General features: G+C 56.2%; 14 protein-coding genes. All 14 read right to left on the bottom strand.

The features are described from left to right. Positions 1 to 5 precede the first annotated feature (5 nt). The 14 genes from DK507_RS09510 to DK507_RS09580 all read right to left on the bottom strand — a co-directional run bounded on the left by DK507_RS09510 (position 6) and on the right by DK507_RS09580 (position 15,516). A complete protein-coding gene (locus DK507_RS09510; protein WP_109356112.1) occupies positions 6 to 1,418 on the bottom strand; it encodes an efflux transporter outer membrane subunit in 1,413 nt (470 codons plus the stop codon). Then, positions 1,415 to 4,519, bottom strand: coding sequence for an efflux RND transporter permease subunit (locus tag DK507_RS09515; RefSeq protein ID WP_109356113.1), 3,105 nt, complete (start codon positions 4,517 to 4,519; stop codon positions 1,415 to 1,417). Before DK507_RS09515 ends, DK507_RS09510 begins: the two co-directional genes overlap by 4 nt. Positions 4,520 to 4,530: 11 nt before the next feature. Next, a complete protein-coding gene (locus DK507_RS09520; RefSeq protein WP_162558987.1) occupies positions 4,531 to 5,595 on the bottom strand; it encodes an efflux RND transporter periplasmic adaptor subunit in 1,065 nt (354 codons plus the stop codon). 331 nt (positions 5,596 to 5,926) lie between these two features. Continuing rightward, positions 5,927 to 6,460 (bottom strand): histidine phosphatase family protein, encoded by a 534-nt coding sequence (locus DK507_RS09530; protein ID WP_109356116.1) that lies wholly within the window; start codon positions 6,458 to 6,460, stop codon positions 5,927 to 5,929. Further along, complete coding sequence (locus DK507_RS09535; protein WP_109356117.1) at positions 6,457 to 7,254, bottom strand: adenosylcobinamide-GDP ribazoletransferase; 798 nt, start codon at positions 7,252 to 7,254, stop codon at positions 6,457 to 6,459. The genes DK507_RS09530 and DK507_RS09535 overlap by 4 nt, the downstream gene beginning before the upstream one ends. Further along, complete coding sequence (gene cobT, locus DK507_RS09540; RefSeq protein WP_109356118.1) at positions 7,251 to 8,264, bottom strand: nicotinate-nucleotide--dimethylbenzimidazole phosphoribosyltransferase; 1,014 nt, start codon at positions 8,262 to 8,264, stop codon at positions 7,251 to 7,253. Before cobT ends, DK507_RS09535 begins: the two co-directional genes overlap by 4 nt. Further along, on the bottom strand, positions 8,261 to 8,911 hold the full coding sequence (bluB, locus tag DK507_RS09545) for a 5,6-dimethylbenzimidazole synthase (RefSeq protein ID WP_109356119.1): 651 nt from the start codon (positions 8,909 to 8,911) through the stop codon (positions 8,261 to 8,263). Before bluB ends, cobT begins: the two co-directional genes overlap by 4 nt. Next, positions 8,908 to 10,368, bottom strand: coding sequence for a cobyric acid synthase (locus DK507_RS09550; RefSeq protein ID WP_109356120.1), 1,461 nt, complete (start codon positions 10,366 to 10,368; stop codon positions 8,908 to 8,910). Before DK507_RS09550 ends, bluB begins: the two co-directional genes overlap by 4 nt. Beyond that, positions 10,356 to 11,297 carry an adenosylcobinamide-phosphate synthase CbiB gene (cbiB, locus tag DK507_RS09555; RefSeq protein WP_109356121.1) on the bottom strand — a complete coding sequence of 314 codons (942 nt, stop codon included), beginning with the start codon at positions 11,295 to 11,297 and terminating at the stop codon, positions 10,356 to 10,358. The genes DK507_RS09550 and cbiB overlap by 13 nt, the downstream gene beginning before the upstream one ends. Next, positions 11,294 to 12,067 (bottom strand): ABC transporter ATP-binding protein, encoded by a 774-nt coding sequence (locus DK507_RS09560; RefSeq protein ID WP_254054320.1) that lies wholly within the window; start codon positions 12,065 to 12,067, stop codon positions 11,294 to 11,296. The genes cbiB and DK507_RS09560 overlap by 4 nt, the downstream gene beginning before the upstream one ends. After that, positions 12,067 to 13,050, bottom strand: coding sequence for an iron ABC transporter permease (locus DK507_RS09565; protein ID WP_109356122.1), 984 nt, complete (start codon positions 13,048 to 13,050; stop codon positions 12,067 to 12,069). The genes DK507_RS09560 and DK507_RS09565 overlap by 1 nt, the downstream gene beginning before the upstream one ends. Next, on the bottom strand, positions 13,047 to 13,928 hold the full coding sequence (locus tag DK507_RS09570) for an ABC transporter substrate-binding protein (RefSeq protein ID WP_254054321.1): 882 nt from the start codon (positions 13,926 to 13,928) through the stop codon (positions 13,047 to 13,049). Before DK507_RS09570 ends, DK507_RS09565 begins: the two co-directional genes overlap by 4 nt. Then, the gene (gene cobO / locus DK507_RS09575) at positions 13,925 to 14,536 is read right to left on the bottom strand and encodes a cob(I)yrinic acid a,c-diamide adenosyltransferase (protein ID WP_109356123.1); all 612 of its coding nucleotides are present in this window, start codon (positions 14,534 to 14,536) and stop codon (positions 13,925 to 13,927) included. The genes DK507_RS09570 and cobO overlap by 4 nt, the downstream gene beginning before the upstream one ends. Next, on the bottom strand, positions 14,536 to 15,516 hold the full coding sequence (locus DK507_RS09580; RefSeq protein WP_109356124.1) for an aminotransferase class I/II-fold pyridoxal phosphate-dependent enzyme: 981 nt from the start codon (positions 15,514 to 15,516) through the stop codon (positions 14,536 to 14,538). Before DK507_RS09580 ends, cobO begins: the two co-directional genes overlap by 1 nt. Position 15,517 lies beyond the last annotated feature (1 nt).

Consider the following 15,517-nt stretch of genomic DNA (forward strand, 5'->3'; position numbering starts at 1 on the left):
GCTTCTCATTCTGATTCCTGCACGTCAGTATCTGCAATTTTCCAGCCCCCGCCCAAGGCGAGATTGAGAGCGACCCATTGTTCAACACGCGCGCGTCTGATGGTGACCAGGCCGCGTTCGGCGTTGAACAGACGTTGCTGGATATTCAGTACATCGATCAGGTCTGTTTCGCCTTCCTTATACTGCAACTGAGACAACCGATAGGCTCGTGCCGAGGCCCTGGCCGCATTGTCCAGCGCTTTTTCGCGCCTTTTCAGAACAATTGCCTGATCGAGATTCGTTTCCGCTTCGTTGAGTGCGCTGAGCGCAGTATCCGCATAGGCCGCTATAGCAGCGCGCTGATCCGCATCGGCCTGATCAACCTGAGCTCCCCGCAAACCGCCATCGAAAATGGGTTGCAGGACTCCTCCGATGATCGACCAGATGAGATTGGGGCCGTCGAGAATATCTCCAAGGTCAGAGGAAGAGCCGCCAATACTGCCCGTCAGTGAAACCAGCGGCAGTCGCGCTGCCTTTGCCTGATCAAGATTTGCAAAAGCTGCTGCTACCCGCCGTTCCGCTGCGACAACATCCGGACGGCGCTCAAGCAGTCCGGACGGAATTCCTGCCGGAGGGCTCGCAGGCGTCACTGGCAAGTCGTTGGCATGTGTGAGCTGATCCGCCGGATAGCGGCCCAGAAGCAGTTCCAGCGCCCGATTGGTACTCCGTGCCGCGCCGCGGGCATTTTCCAGACTGTCAATCGCGGTCGCGAGATCCGATGCCGTGATCGCCGTGTCCTGTGCGGACGCAAATCCCTCGCGATAGCGGACCTGAACGATACGATCTATTTCCGCCAGCGCGGTTACCGTCCGTTCTGCAACACCTATCTGCAATTGTGCTTCAATGGCGGTGAAATAGGCGCTGGCAACTGCGCTGGCCAAGGAATATTGAGCGAAGCGAAAATCCGCTTCCACGGCCTGCGCACTTGCATAAGCTGCATTCCGCCCCGCTCTCACACGCCCCCAAATATCAACTTCCCATTGCGCCTGTGCATTCAGATCAAACTGGCTGACATCGGGAACGGGACCTTCAAACCGTCCGGTTCGGGTTGCATTGAAATTCCCGTTTATGGCTGGAAACAAAGCCGCGCGCGCTTGCCTGACCAATGCCCAGGATGATTCAACATTGGCCGCCGCTGCCTGAATATTGCGGTTGTTGAGTTGCGCCTCCCGAACCAGATCGGAAAGCACCGGATCACCAATCCGGTCAATCCAGCCGATCTGAACCTCTCCCGGTTCCGCGCCGTCAACCTGCCACTGATCCGGAAGCTCGGGAAGGCTTTGCTCCGTTGCTTGGCGCACATCCGTATCCGTGCTCAGCGACACACAGGCTGCGAGCAACGGAACAAGCGATAGCGGAATGACCAGATGCCAGTTCATGCCGTGACTCCTTCTGACGAGGGATCCGGATTTTCAGACTTCACGAACCCAGCCGATTCATCCTCGGTAACCTTGAACAAGGTTGCATATATAACGGGTACCAAGATCAGGGTCAGCACAGTCGCAAAACTCAGGCCGAAAACAAGCACCACCGCCATCGACTGGAAAAACGCATCAAAAAACAGCGGGATTACGCCCAGCACGGTGGTTCCCGATCCCAAGAGGACTGGCCGGACGCGGCTGGCCGCGCTGTCGATAATCGCATCAAAGCGCGGTTTGTTTTCAGCTATCTCCAGATCGATCTGGTCCACAAGGACGATTGCGTTCTTGATGAGCAGACCAGCGAGCGAAAGGACGCCCAGTATTGCCATAAACTCAAAGGGAACGCCCATGACGATCAGTCCGAACACTACTCCTACTAGCGCCAGCGGTACCACCGACCATATCACCAGCGGCTGGCGCAAAGCATTGAACAGGATAATGACGACCAATATCATTGCGCCAAAGCCGAACGGTATGGCCCCCATCAACTGACTGTTGGCTTCCGCGCTATTCCCCGATTCCCCATCCCATTTCAGTGTATAGCCGGGCGGCAATTCGATATCCTCCACTTGCGGCTGCACGCGTGCCTGGAGTTCACCGGCCAGAAGTCCTGGGACGGGGTCGGCCTGTGCCTTGATACTCCAGACCTTGTCCGTCCGGCGCAGGCGGCCATCCCGCCATACGGTGCGGACCCCGTCTGTCACCTGTTCGAGAGGCACGGAACGACCCGACGCTCCTACGAGTTGAATCCCTCCGATACCCGAAACGTCAGCCCGCTCGTTTTCAGGGGCTCGCGACAATATCGGAATCAGGTCATCATTTTCCCGGTACACGCCGACCCGCTGCCCAGAATAGTTTCGGGCCAGTGCATTGCCAAGATCGGTCCTGCTGACGCCGGCCCGGCGCCCCTTCACTTCGGAGTAGACGGCATCCACCGCCGCGACCTGTTGCCGCCAGTTATCCTTGATCGACAGGGCTCCGCCATCTTCTGCAAAAATCGTTTTGGCTTCCTCGGCAAGTTCCCGCAACCTTTCGGGTTCGGGACCCGAGAAGGTTGCCTCGATTTTTGAACCGCCTCCGGGACCAAGAACAAAGCGCCATACCTTGCCTTGCGCCTGCGTGAAGTTTGCATCGATATGGTTCTGAACCTTGGGGATCAGTTGGTCGAGCCGCTCATAGTCGTCCAGTTTCACCAGTATCTGGCCATAAGCACTGTTCTGCGATTCAAACTGGTAAACCAACATGTATCGCAGCGTTCCGCCCCCTACCAGTGTATGTACATCTTCGACACCTTCCTGCTTCGCGATAAACTTCTCTAGCTCGCGCATGTCAGCATCGGTCTTTGATATATCAGTGCCTTCCGGCAGCCAGTAATCGACAACCATTTGGGGTGTGGTCGATGCCGGAAAGAATCCGGGCGTAACAAAATTGAACCCGACGACGGAAATCAGAAACAGTCCCACGGCTCCCGCGATCGTTAGTGCCCTGAACCTGATCAGTCGGGCGATCAGTTCCTTGAACATCTGCATGTATCGGCTATCTGTCTGCTCTTCGGGCGGGTCTTCGGTAGTGCCTGCTTCCGTGAACAGCAAGCTGCAGAAAAATGGCGTCAGCGTGATCGCAAAGACCCAGCTGTAAAGCAGGGATATCAGGATAACCCAGAACAAGTCGCCGGTGAACTCGGCCGTATCCCCGGGAGCCAGACCAATTGGCGCAAAAGCAAGGATGCCGACAAGGGTTCCGCCTAATAAGGGCCATATCGACTTGCGTACCGTCTCACCCGCAATTTCAATAATCTTGCGGCCTTTCTGTGTGCCAACCAATATGCCGTCAGTAACCACAATGGCATTGTCCACCAACATACCCAGCGCTATGATCAGGGCGCCCAGGGAAATGCGGTGCATGGGGACGTTGATCATGTACATGGTACCCAGCGTCGCCGCGATGGTGAGCAAAAGCCCCAAGCCAATGACAAGACCTGAACGCGGCCCCATGAAGATGAACAGGGTACCGATCACGATCACCAGGGCAATGATCACATTGATCACAAAGTCCACGACGGATCTTTCGACCACTTCGCCCTGATGATAAAATTTGTGTAGTTCCATGCCTAGCGGACGCTGGCCTTCTACTTCTGTCAATTTGGCCGATATATCTTCGCCAATGGCGACCACATTGGAACCTGACACCGCAGCCACGCCAAGTGCGAGTGCAGGCTTGCCATTATAATACATCTGAAACGATGCGGGATCCTTATAGCCGCGGGTTACCCGGGCAATATCTCCCAATTGTGTGATCCGGCCCTCTGACGACGACACCAGTAGGTTCTTGATTGCATCCACCGAGTCAATATCACCTGTTGGCGTGATGATCAGGCGTTGGTCATCTATTTTCACCGACCCACCGGAAACAACGGCATTCTGTGTCGAGAGCTGATCAAAGATCGTATTGACCGTGGCACCCAGGGCCGCGGCATTTTGCCGTGCTATCTCGACATAGATAACTTCCTCTTGTTCCCCGCTTATATTGACCTTGCCGACACCTTTTACAGAAAGCAGGTCCTGTTGCAGTACTTTCGCATATTCGCGCAGTTCGGCCATTTCGAAGCCGTCACCGGTCAGAATATAGTAGATCCCGAATACATCACCAAATTCATCAAAAACGGTCGATGGTCCTGCGCCGGGCGGCAAATCACCGGCCGCATCCGCCACCTTGTTACGGAGCTTTGTCCAGATGATCTGCAAATCACCCTTTGTGGGCGAAGCCTCAAATTTCATTTCGACCGAGATTTCGGAAAAGCCGTCCGAAGACACCGAATTAATCTCTTTGACTTCCGCCATGTCCTGCAGCGCCGTTTCCAGCGGCGCGGTTACCTCTCTCGCCACTTCCTCGGGGCTGCCGCCGGGATAAGGTGTCAAAACCTGCGCCGTGCGGATCGTGAACTCCGGGTCTTCGAAGCGCGGCATGTTCTGATAGGCGTACCATCCGGTAAATAGTGACAACAGGATTACGATTCCCATCATCAACCGGTTCCTGATGCTATATTCGGCGATCTGCATATTCCGTGGGCCTATCGCTTCCAGGGGCGAACACGGTCACCCTTTCGCAGATAAGCGCCGCCCGATGCGACAATCGTTTCCCCAACCTTCAATCCCTTGGTTGCAATGACATTCTGCCCAACCTGATCAGCAAGCTGAACTTCTCGCCGTGCGACTGATCGTTCCACCGGCTTCACCACCCAGACATATTTTTTGCTGCCTTCGGTCACAACAGACGCCAGCGGAATGGATATCCCCGCAATGCCATCGGCGCCTCGTCCATCTAGATCATAATCGAAAGATAATGTGGCAGTCATGCCGGTCAGCACAACCAGATCCGCAGGCGGCTGAAAAGAAAAGCGCCCTTCAAAAGTCTGTGTGGATTGATCCGCCTGGCCGGTCGCCTCTCTGAAAACGGCCGGGAAGCGACGTCCAGGTGCAGCGTCCAGCTCAACGAAGGTATTGTAATAGTTGATCTTGTTGGAATTGAGCACGAAACTGCCGGGAACGTTCACGATCGCTTCCACCGCACTGCTCTGCATCGTTACCACCGGAGCCTGTGGCTGAACGTTCTGGAACTGTTCGACATAGGTTTTGCCAATAAATCCGGAAAATGGTGCCCGCAGAACGGTATCGGCCAGACTTTTCCGTGCATCATCCAGCGTCGCCTGTGCCACCTGTCGCTGCGCCAGTCTGCTTTCGACCACACTTTGCGATATGGCGTCTTCCTTGATCAGTCGCAGTGCGCGCTGATATTCACTGTCTGCGTTGCGGTACTGAGCCTCAGCCTGTGTGACGGCATTACGAAAACTGCGGGGGTCGAGTCCGGCGATGACGGAGCCTTTTCGATAGAATTCCCCCCCCAATGCCTTCCAGGTGGTAATCTCACCACCAACCTGAAATGCCAGATCTGTGGATCGCACTGACCGGATCACTGCCGGGAAGCTGTTGCTGGCCTGCTTTGACTCTTCATTCAACTTCAGCAGTTTGGCGGGGCGCGGTTCAGCAACCGTGTCTGTTTGTGCCGGTACATCACAAGCTTGCAGCAAAAAGGTGAAGCCGAGAACAAACCCGGCGGGCCACGAGAATCGTTTCACACGAGAACTCCTTCCAAAATCTCGATGTTGCAGACGAGGCGGGGAAGGCAGATGCTAGTGCGCTCGAAAGCTCTCGACAACAGGTTTCTTCTATCCACGTTTAGATTTACTGAATTATCCGCTTTCGGGATAGAGCTGACACTCACAAATCGGGGTGAGATCAATTTTAAATGCCCAACTTTCAGTGTCATCGCCAGGTCATCGATGGTTACAACTATTGCATTACGTTTACCGCGTTTCTTGAAATCTGATATTTTGTACCGATTTCCCAGCACGTGTCTGAAGCGGGTCTCGAAACAGATACTCGAAATTGCCAACCTGTCCCCGGTTCCTAAAGCCTGCTGACTGAATTCAGTGCAGGGATATAGTCAGGCAAAGATCGCAATGGGGCATTGTTCTGGTTTGCCAATATGGCTGCAATCGGGCCACCATGAGTGATAACGGCGACAGTCTTTTCCGTCGGCAAGTCTCGCCATGCGAAGAGCACCCGCGCCACCAGCTCCGTCGTCGTTTCTCCACCACCTGGTCGAAATCCGTCCGGGTTGTCCAACATCCCGTCCATCGCATTGCCGGTTTCGCGATAGATGGCATCCCAGCTGCGGCCTTCCCAGCTACCAAAATCCCGTTCCCGCCAACGGCTGTCGGCACTCGCCTTGATCGACAGGCTGCTCGCCACTTGTTCTGCAATATATCGGGTCCGGCGCATGTCGGAATGCACGATAACGTCCGGTGACAATCCAACCAGATCGGAAACAAGCTGCTTGGCGAGGCGAGCGCCTTCGCGGCTCAAACCCATGTCGCTGACGCCGTAGCAACGGTTCTGCCAGTGCAGGGCCACCTGCGGATGCCGAACCAGCCAGATCACAGATCAGCAAACCCCAGTACGGCGAGTAGCAAGATCAATTGTCCGGCATAGGCCGCAAAACCAAGACAGTCTCCCGTAGTTCCCTCTAGTCGTCGCAGTAACAGAGCGCGAAACCAAATCAGGAACAGGGCTGATCCCAATGTGGTCAACATGGCTGCGAAAACATGGAACCAGGCAAAAAAACCGATGAAAGGCGATGCCACGATGATAGCCAGAAACAGGTCGCGTATTCCGGTGCGTGCACCGACATCCTTGGCCAGTCCTTCTTCGCTGGCGGTATTAGCCGGAGCAACAAGCGCCATGACCATAACCGCGAGCAACCGGCCAAAGCAGGCGGAGGCTATGAGTGCAACAATGACCATGTTCTGCGGCAGTGCAATCAAAAGCGCAGCACGTAGGCCAACCGCAAGCAGAAGCCCAAGAGCGCCATAGCTACCAATGCGGCTGTCTTTCATGATCCGCAGTGTTGATTCCCGATCATGACCGCCACCGAAAGCGTCGCAGAAATCCGCCACGGCATCTTCGTGAAAAGCACCTGTCAAGCGTGCTTCAAACAGCAGCGCGACGATCACAGCAATCGCGCGCGGCCAGATATGAGCAGTGCCCACCAGCACGGCGGCAGTCAGTGCACCGACCAGAGCGCCCACCAGTGGAAACCAGACCACCGACCGGGTCAGGCCGTATCGTGCCTGTTCCGCAGTCAGCCGGTTCAATCCCGGTACGGGAATCCGCGTCAGAAACTGCACGGCCAGCATTGGCGGCATCCACCAGCTGATGGACGGTTTGTCAGTCATGGCATGATATCCGAAAGCTTAGCGACGTCATTTAACAAGGCCGCAGCACTGTCGAGCAAGGGCAGGGCAGTCAGCGCCCCTGTCCCTTCGCCAAGACGCATATCCCATTCGAGCAAAGGCTGCAGATCAAGATGATCAAGAGCCACTCTATGCCCCGGTTCTGCTGAAAGATGCGCCGCGATCATACGCCTGGAAGTCCCCGGTTGGAGACGTTCGGCGATGAGGGCCGCTGCAGTAGTGACATAACCGTCGAGCAATATTGTTGAACCTTGATCAGCTGCTTGTGCATAATATCCCGCGATTGCGGCTATCTCGAAGCCGGCAATACCGGCTATCGCGGCTACCGGATCAACGGCCAGCAACCCAACCGATCTTTCCGTGGCACCCGCGACAATATCCCGCTTTTTTGCCAACACTGCGTCACCTGCACCGGCACCGCGCCCCACAGCGTTACCGGCATCAGCGCTCGCCAGCAACATGGTCAGGCAGGCAGCCGGCGTCGTGTTTCCAATGCCCATTTCGCCAGCCATCAGCAGAACAGAACCTTCGTCCAATGCACGCCGCGCTTCTACTTTTCCGATATCCCAAGCTGCGTGAAATTGATCCTTCGTCATTGCCGGACCCTTTGATAGATCAGCTGTTCCGGCAGCGATACGTGCATCGCTAAACGTTGGTGACTCTTTGCCATTGGTCGCTGGGTTTATGCTGCCCGTATCAACCAATCGCAAGTCCACCGATTGTGTGGTCGCCAGCGCACTGCTGGTTGCCTTTTTCGCCAGAATGGTTTCAATCATCGCGGTCGTGACCACCGAAGGCCATGCTGATACCCCGCTTTCGACCACTCCGTGATCGCCGGCAAACAGGACGAGGCGACGGGGTTTTGTTTGCGGTCGGAGGTTTTGTTGCGCGACCGCCAGTGCGACTGCCAATTCCTCCAGTCGCCCCATACTACCTTGCGGTTTGGCCAGTGCATCAAGATGATCGGTCACCTGTTTTGCCGTTATAGTCATCGTGCAAATCTCGTTTTCGACCGATCAATTCTGTCCTGCCAGCCTAATGTAGACAGCTCCGGCTCGTCGCTTTCCCGCTGCGGATAGCCCAAACACAGATAGGCAATCAGCCGCCAATCATCCGGTACATCAAGAATGCGGTGGATTTTTTCGGGTTGCAGAATCGAAACCCAGCCCAATCCAATATTCTGCGTGCGGGCAGACAGCCACAAATTATGGATTGCCATGACAACCGACCAAGTCAAAGTTTCGGACATGGTCTGACGCCCAAGACCGCGGCCGTCGTTTGTCCCTTCGTCGCAAAAGATAGCTAGATGCACAGGGGCTTCACGCAATCCGTGCAGCTTCAGTCTTTGATATTCCGATTGTATTTCATCGTCGTCATATCCATCCTTTGCTTTGCGGTTCTCGACATCAACATGATCGGCAACAGATGATCGAATGGCGGCTGTCCGCACAGATACAAACCGCCAGGGCTGAGCATTGCCGACGGAAGGGGCAAGACAGGCCCGGTCCAGCAAGTCGTCCACAATACCCGAATCTATAGGGCGATCATCGAACCGGCGTACGTCGCGGCGCCAAGCCAGCAGCTTGTCGAATTGTGCACGAAACTGTTTGTCAAACACCGGATGTTGGGAATTGGTCATGCGGCACGTTCCGCAATGACGAGCAACTCGTCAATGTTGACATGTTTTTCCAACGCTTCTGAAAGTTCATCCAGCGCCTGATCAACAATATTTGTTTGATCCAGACCATTGGAAATGGCTCCCAGCCGGGCCAGCCATGCCTGTCGCTGGGCCGCCGTGTCAAACAACCCATGGACATAACAGCCCGATATGCGGCCGTCTTTGCTCACTGCGCCGTCCTGCCGTCCGTCAGCCAACCGTAACATCCTGTCCATGCCACCGGTTCGGGTTTCCCCCACGTGAATCTCATAGCCGGTGAAATCCTGATCATCGACGAGCGACTTGCCGGTAACGCGACCCAGCGTTTTGGCTGCGGTTAATGTGGTTTGAACGGCAAGTAATCCGAGGCCTGCAACGGTTTCAGCCGTCCCCTCAATTCCCTCCGGATCAAAAATGCTTTCGCCCAGGATTTGATATCCGCCGCAAATACCCAGTACGGAGCCGCCGCGCCGAACATGGGCGGCAATATCGATATCCCATCCTTGCGCACGAAGAAATTTCAGATCAGCGATAGTTGCCTTTGTGCCCGGGATAATAATCAACGATGCGCTGGCAGGGATCGGTTCGCCGGGCGGTATCATGCGCAGACGAACCTGCGGCTCAAGGCGCAGCGGGTCGAAATCGTCAAAATTGGCAATGCGTGAAAGCATTGGGACCGCAATCTCTATAACACCATCTGCTGCGGGTTCCGGTTGTTGCAACACCACGGCGTCTTCCGCCGGCAGTTTGTGGATCATAGGCAGCCACGGAATTACGCCCAGCCCGGTCCAGCCAGTGCGCTCCGCTATGGCCGTATAGCCATCATCAAACAGCTTTACGTCACCGCGGAACTTGTTGATCAGAAACCCGTGGATCATGTCGGCATCTGCGGGATCAATTACGGCCTTGGTGCCGACCAACGCAGCAATCACGCCGCCGCGATCAATGTCTCCGATCAGAACGACCGGAACACCCGCCGCCCGGGCGAAGCCCATGTTGGCGATGTCACCCTTACGCAGGTTGATCTCCGCCGGACTACCTGCACCTTCAACCAATACGATATCGGCCTTTGATGACAATCGCTGATAAGAGGCCAGAACGGCATCCAGCAATTCCTGTTTCTGATCCCGGAAATAACCGGCATCCCCGGTATCATGAACCTTGCCATGGACAACCACCTGCGCCGTTTTATCGGATTGCGGTTTGAGCAGTACCGGATTCATGTCGACATGCGATGACACCCGGCAGGCGATGGCCTGCAGCGCCTGAGCCCTTCCGATTTCGCCGCCTTCGGGCGTTACGGCGGCATTGTTCGACATGTTCTGCGCTTTGAACGGCCGGACCGTCATTCCTTTGTTCGTCAATAAGCGGCAAAGCCCGGCAACTAGCACTGACTTGCCAACGTCACTGCCGGTTCCCTGCAGCATTACGGCGCCCATATGAGCCCCCCGACGAGCAACCACAAAGCAAGACAAGCGCGCACATAGATGGCCAGAGCGGCCTTCAGATCACCCGGCCCGGGTCGCTCACCATCACCCAATGTCTCCCGGGCTATCCATTCCCCATCATAGGTAGCACCGCCGCCCATTTGCACGTTCAGGGCGCCAGCCATTGCCGCCTCCGACCAGCCCGCATTGGGAGACAAGTGCCTGGCCGCATCGCGAACCATGATCCGCCATCCGCCCATGCCGGCGATACAGATCAACAGGCCCGCGATCCGCGCGGGAACGAAATTCATCACATCGTCGCAGCGCGCCGCTGCCCAGCCAAAATACCGATAACGCTCGTCCAGATGACCAATTTGACTGTCCGCCGTGCTTACGGTCTTAAACACGAACAAGCCGGGTAGACCGGCGACCAGAAACCAGAATGCCGGGGCCACAATGCCATCGCAGAAACTCTCGGCCAGACTTTCTGTAGCCGCCGATGCGACGCAACGCTCGCCCAGATTTTCGGTGTCACGGCCAACAATCATCGATAGTGCTTGCCGCGCGGGCGCTATCTCGCCCTGTTCGAGTGGCATCAAAACATTTCGTACATGAAAATAAAGACTGCGCTGCGCCAGACCAGTGGTGGCGATAAGTATAAGCAGAATCCATCCGAACCAGCCGGTCAGCATCGTTTCCAGCATGATCCCAAGCCCCGCGGCTGATCCTGTCACGACCAGCAACGTGCAGATTCCGGCCAGACGTCTTTTGGGTGCGCTACCTGTGTTCCATATATGCTCTAGACGGGAGATCAAACTTCCGGCCCACGCCACAGGGTGGGGGATGCGGCGGTGGAGCGCATCCGGATAACCGAGCAGAGCCTCCGTCACGAGGACGACGAGTAAAAGTTCCGGCCGATCCGCTATCCCCGCCGCCGTCATCTCAAACGCCGTACAGGAACGACCAGGGGCTCGCCGTTGTCGCTGGTGCTGATCTGGACTTCGACACCGTAGGCCTGAGCCATGATATCAGGAACAATCACGTCATTACGGGAACCTGCCGCCAATATTGCACCGTCTTTCATGATCATGATATCGTCAGCACAGCGGGCCGCCTGAGTCAGGTCGTGTAGAACAATCACGACACCATTTCCCGCTTCTGCATAATTTTTCAGTTTATCCAGAACATCGAACTGGTGCGCGGGATCAAGGCTCGCCAGCGGTTCGTCGGCCAGCAACCATTGTGGTTCCCCGGCGAGAACCCGGCCCAACAACACTCGGCCCAGCTCGCCGCCAGACAGACGCAGCACCCTGCGCTCTGCCAGTCCGGTACAATCTGTTGCTTCCATGGCCCTTGCAACTGCCTCATGATCGGCCGCGTTCATGCCCCAGCGTCCGGAATGCGGCAGTCGACCAAGCCCGACAACCGTTTTGACATCAATATTCCAGTGGATATCGGGACGCTGCGGCAAAAGGCCGATCAAGCGTCCACGCTCTTTACCTTCCATCTCGTGAATCGATCGATCATCCACTGTTATGCGGCCCGTTTGCGGTTGCCGGAGACCCGCCAGACAGGACAATAGGCTGCTTTTGCCAGCGCCATTGGCTCCCAGTATGACGGTAACGCGTCCAAGCTTGAACAGACCATTGACGTCATCCAGTATCTTGCGATTACGCAATGTTAGAGAGATGTTTTCGAAAGCCAGCGACATCAGTTCAGTTCCCTGCGCATTTTGAACAGCAACGCCATGAAGAACGGTGCGCCGAGCAGAGACATTGCGATGCCAAGGCGCAATTCGCTTACGCTGGGCAGGATCCGGACCGCACTGTCCGCACCGACGAGCAGAAGTGCACCGGCAAGGGCAGAGGGGAGCAACACGGCTGATGGCCGATGCCCGGCAAAAGGCCTTACAAGATGCGGTACAATGAGGCCGACAAACCCGATAATCCCGGCGGCGGCGACGGATGCGCCGACGGTCAGGCCTACGCCAATCACGGCAAACCACTGTAAATGCAATATGTTGACGCCCATTGACCGGGCGGCATCTTCGCCCAGAGTGAGGGCATCCAGTGAGCGCCCGGTCGCGATCAGAAACAGCATGCCGATTGCGATGATCGGAACCGCGAGTTTCACATCATCCCAGCTGCGATCGGTTAACGCCCCCATGAGCCAGGTGACAATTTCCGTCGTTGCAAAGGGTGTGGGTGCCAGGCTGATCATCAACGATGTCAAAGAGCCTGCAAGGCTGGACAGAATAACACCGGCAAGTGTGAACAGGATCAAGCTGCCTGATCTTCCTGCAAGCAGGGTCAGCAAAGCCATGCCGATGCCAGCGCCAATCAGGGCAAAAACAGGAAGCAGCCAGGCCGTCATGGCAAAACCAAAATAGAGTGAGGTCACAGCGCCCAGGGCGGAGCTCGCGGACACGCCAAAAACGCCCGGATCCGCCAGGGGATTGCGCAGATAGCCCTGCATCGTGGCGCCTGCCATGCCCAGTGCCGCGCCGATGGCCGCGCCCAATATTGTTCGCGGCACACGCAATTCCATAATGATCAACGCGCTGAGATCATCGCCCAGCCATGCCGATGGCGCGACCCAGACCTTGCCTACGGCAAGCGACAACAGCATCATGACGATAAGCCCAATCAGCAGCAGGCCGTTGAGCCACAAGGTTTTGCGATCAAGCCAGCTCATGAAGGCTTCCTCAATTTTCGGCGCGCTTCGGACAGCGTTGTCACCGCTTCAATCAATGTCGGGCCTGCGCAGTGCAGCAACCGGGCAGGATAATCCGCAATAGTGATCCGGTTGGAGAGACGTTTGAAAACCGGATGGGAAAGCATGCGGTCGCGGTGCCCGCTGCTCTCCATCTGTCCGCCATTGGAGAATAGCAGCTGCGGTGGTCGCGCAACCAGATGTTCCAGTGGCAGAATGTCCCATTGCTTCAATCCGTAGCTCTTACTGACATTCTCAAATCCGGTGTGACGCAGCAATTCGTCCGGCAGCGTGCCATCGCCGGGTACGAGGCCGCCGCTGCGCCAGATTAATGCGGGTACCAGTTTGTCATCCGCGGGTTTCGCCTTCGCAAAGGCCGCGGAGATGGCTTTGTTTAAATGCCTGCCCCTGTCCGGTGCGCCCACTATTTCAGAAAGTTGGGAAATCTGCTGCCGGCTTTCCGCGACGCTCTGCGGGATCGCTAATTTGACGAGGGGAATATTCAACCGTTCCAGTGCCATAGCTGTGGGGATGGCGACATGGGACCCGGCAACAACCAGATCTGGCCGCATTGCCAGTATTTCTTCGGCCGTCCCTGATGTGGCAGGATATCGCAAGGTCTGACGCAAGGGTGCCGATGTCGCCTGGGGGTCGTGCGAATAGTGACTGACAGAGGCGATCTGCCCCTTTTCGGCAAGCTGCAGCAACAGCGCATCAGCGCAGGGATTAATCGACACAATGCGTTTCGGGTGGGCAGGAATCTTGTTTTTCGCGCTGCGCATGACAACTTCGGCTTCGACCTGAGCTGTCGGCCAAAGCAGAGCCGCAATCGCAGCTATCAAGGCTGCTGCATATCTCAATATTCAACGCCCTTTTGAGCTTTGAAACCGGCTTTGAAGGGATGCTTCGCCTCTTCGAATTCGGTGACCAAATCTGCCATTTCGACGAGCTCGGGTTTCGCATTCCGGCCGGTTATGCAAATATGTTTCTCCAACGGGCGTTGCTTCAGAAACTCGGTGATTTCCTTGATGTCGAGCGTGTCATCGCGCAGCACAATATTGAGCTCGTCGAGAATGACAAAATCATATTCGGGATCCGTGATCAGTTCCTTTGACCGCTCCCAGGCTGCTTTGGCTGCGGCGATATCCTGTTCCCGGTCCTGCGTATCCCAGGTAAAACCGTCTCCCATGACTTCAAAGGTCAGCAGATCAGGATTGGCCTGAAAGAAGTTTTTTTCCCCCGTTTCCCAGCTTCCCTTCACATATTGCACGATCCCCACCTTCATGCCCCAACCGAGCGAGCGGATCGCCATGCCGAAAGCGGATGAGGATTTGCCCTTGCCGTTGCCAGTGTGAATGATAAGCAAACCGCGTTCGATCGTCCGGCGGGCCTGCATTTTTTCGCGCGCCGCCTGCACCCGCTTCATCCGCGCGTTATGTTTCGCAAACTTGTCTTCTGATTCCGTCATTATTTCTGCCTCCAATCCTGCAAGGCCTTTGTCAGCCGGTCCCGGTCAGCGTCACTAGCGGGCAATCCAAAACGCAATTGCCGCTCATCTGTTGCGAACGGTCGTACCAATATGCCCGACTGTCCCAAATGTTCAAATATTTCCGATGCTTGGTCATGTGTTGCCAGCCGAAACAAAGACGTGCCTCCTGCGATCTCCAGTCCAGCCTGCTCCAGCATATGGTCCAGCGCATTGGCCGCACGACTTATTCGTTGGCGGTGATGATGTTGCCATGTCTGATCTCGGTAAGCACTGGTGCCAATGGCAATCGCCGAACCGGAAACCGGCCAGTCACCAAGCAATCGCCTCAGTTGATGTGCCACCGGCAGGTCGGCAATGACAAAGCCCAACCTTATTCCCGGTAGCCCAAAAAACTTACCGAAGGATCGCAAGACAATCGCACCAGCGCGATCCTGCAATAGGCTGATTTCTGGATCGGTATCGGCAAAGGCCTCATCAACAATCAACTGCCCCGGCAGCTCCCTGAGCCGCTGCGGTGCAATTTTCCGGCCATCAGGATTATTGGGATTGGCGAGAATGAGTAAATCATGGTGCGCCGCGTCGTCCATCGTTACTTCCGCAGCATCCGGCCACGTGGCTCGGTGTCCTGAGTAAATGGGAGTTAGCATCGCTGCAGCTCGGTCCGAAAAAATCGTTCCCAGCAGCCGGATCGCGATATCACTCCCTGGAACCGCTACAACCTCATCCGGATCAGGCACGCCGAAACTCTCCGCCGCCGCTGCCTCCAGTTGCTCCAGTTCTTCCGGCTCCGGCAGGCGGTGCCAGATTGCCGGATCATTATCAGGAACCGGATATGCCCACGGACAAATCCCGGTCGACAAGTCGACCCAAGGCTGGCGTGCGCGATCAAAATGCGCAGCCGCAGCCGCCAACCGTCCGCCATGAAAGCGGAACGGATCGGCGGCTGAGCGGGCATTCATA

The sequence above is a fragment of the Sphingorhabdus sp. EL138 genome, from assembly GCF_900258045.1.
Classification (GTDB): domain Bacteria; phylum Pseudomonadota; class Alphaproteobacteria; order Sphingomonadales; family Sphingomonadaceae; genus Parasphingorhabdus.

Excerpts from the sequence above, each read along its gene's own strand:
- DK507_RS09565 (WP_109356122.1), bottom strand. The coding sequence starts at position 13,050 with ATGAGCTGGCTTGATCGCAAAACCTTGTGGCTCAACGGCCTGCTGCTG.
- DK507_RS09515 (WP_109356113.1), bottom strand. The coding sequence starts at position 4,519 with ATGCAGATCGCCGAATATAGCATCAGGAACCGGTTGATGATGGGAATC.
- DK507_RS09550 (WP_109356120.1), bottom strand. The coding sequence starts at position 10,368 with ATGGGCGCCGTAATGCTGCAGGGAACCGGCAGTGACGTTGGCAAGTCA.
- DK507_RS09535 (WP_109356117.1), bottom strand. The coding sequence starts at position 7,254 with ATGACTGACAAACCGTCCATCAGCTGGTGGATGCCGCCAATGCTGGCC.
- cobO (WP_109356123.1), bottom strand. The coding sequence starts at position 14,536 with ATGACGGAATCAGAAGACAAGTTTGCGAAACATAACGCGCGGATGAAG.
- DK507_RS09510 (WP_109356112.1), bottom strand. The coding sequence starts at position 1,418 with ATGAACTGGCATCTGGTCATTCCGCTATCGCTTGTTCCGTTGCTCGCA.
- DK507_RS09580 (WP_109356124.1), bottom strand. The coding sequence starts at position 15,516 with ATGAATGCCCGCTCAGCCGCCGATCCGTTCCGCTTTCATGGCGGACGG.
- cbiB (WP_109356121.1), bottom strand. The coding sequence starts at position 11,297 with ATGACGGCGGCGGGGATAGCGGATCGGCCGGAACTTTTACTCGTCGTC.
- cobT (WP_109356118.1), bottom strand. The coding sequence starts at position 8,264 with ATGACTATAACGGCAAAACAGGTGACCGATCATCTTGATGCACTGGCC.
- DK507_RS09560 (WP_254054320.1), bottom strand. The coding sequence starts at position 12,067 with ATGTCGCTGGCTTTCGAAAACATCTCTCTAACATTGCGTAATCGCAAG.
- bluB (WP_109356119.1), bottom strand. The coding sequence starts at position 8,911 with ATGACCAATTCCCAACATCCGGTGTTTGACAAACAGTTTCGTGCACAA.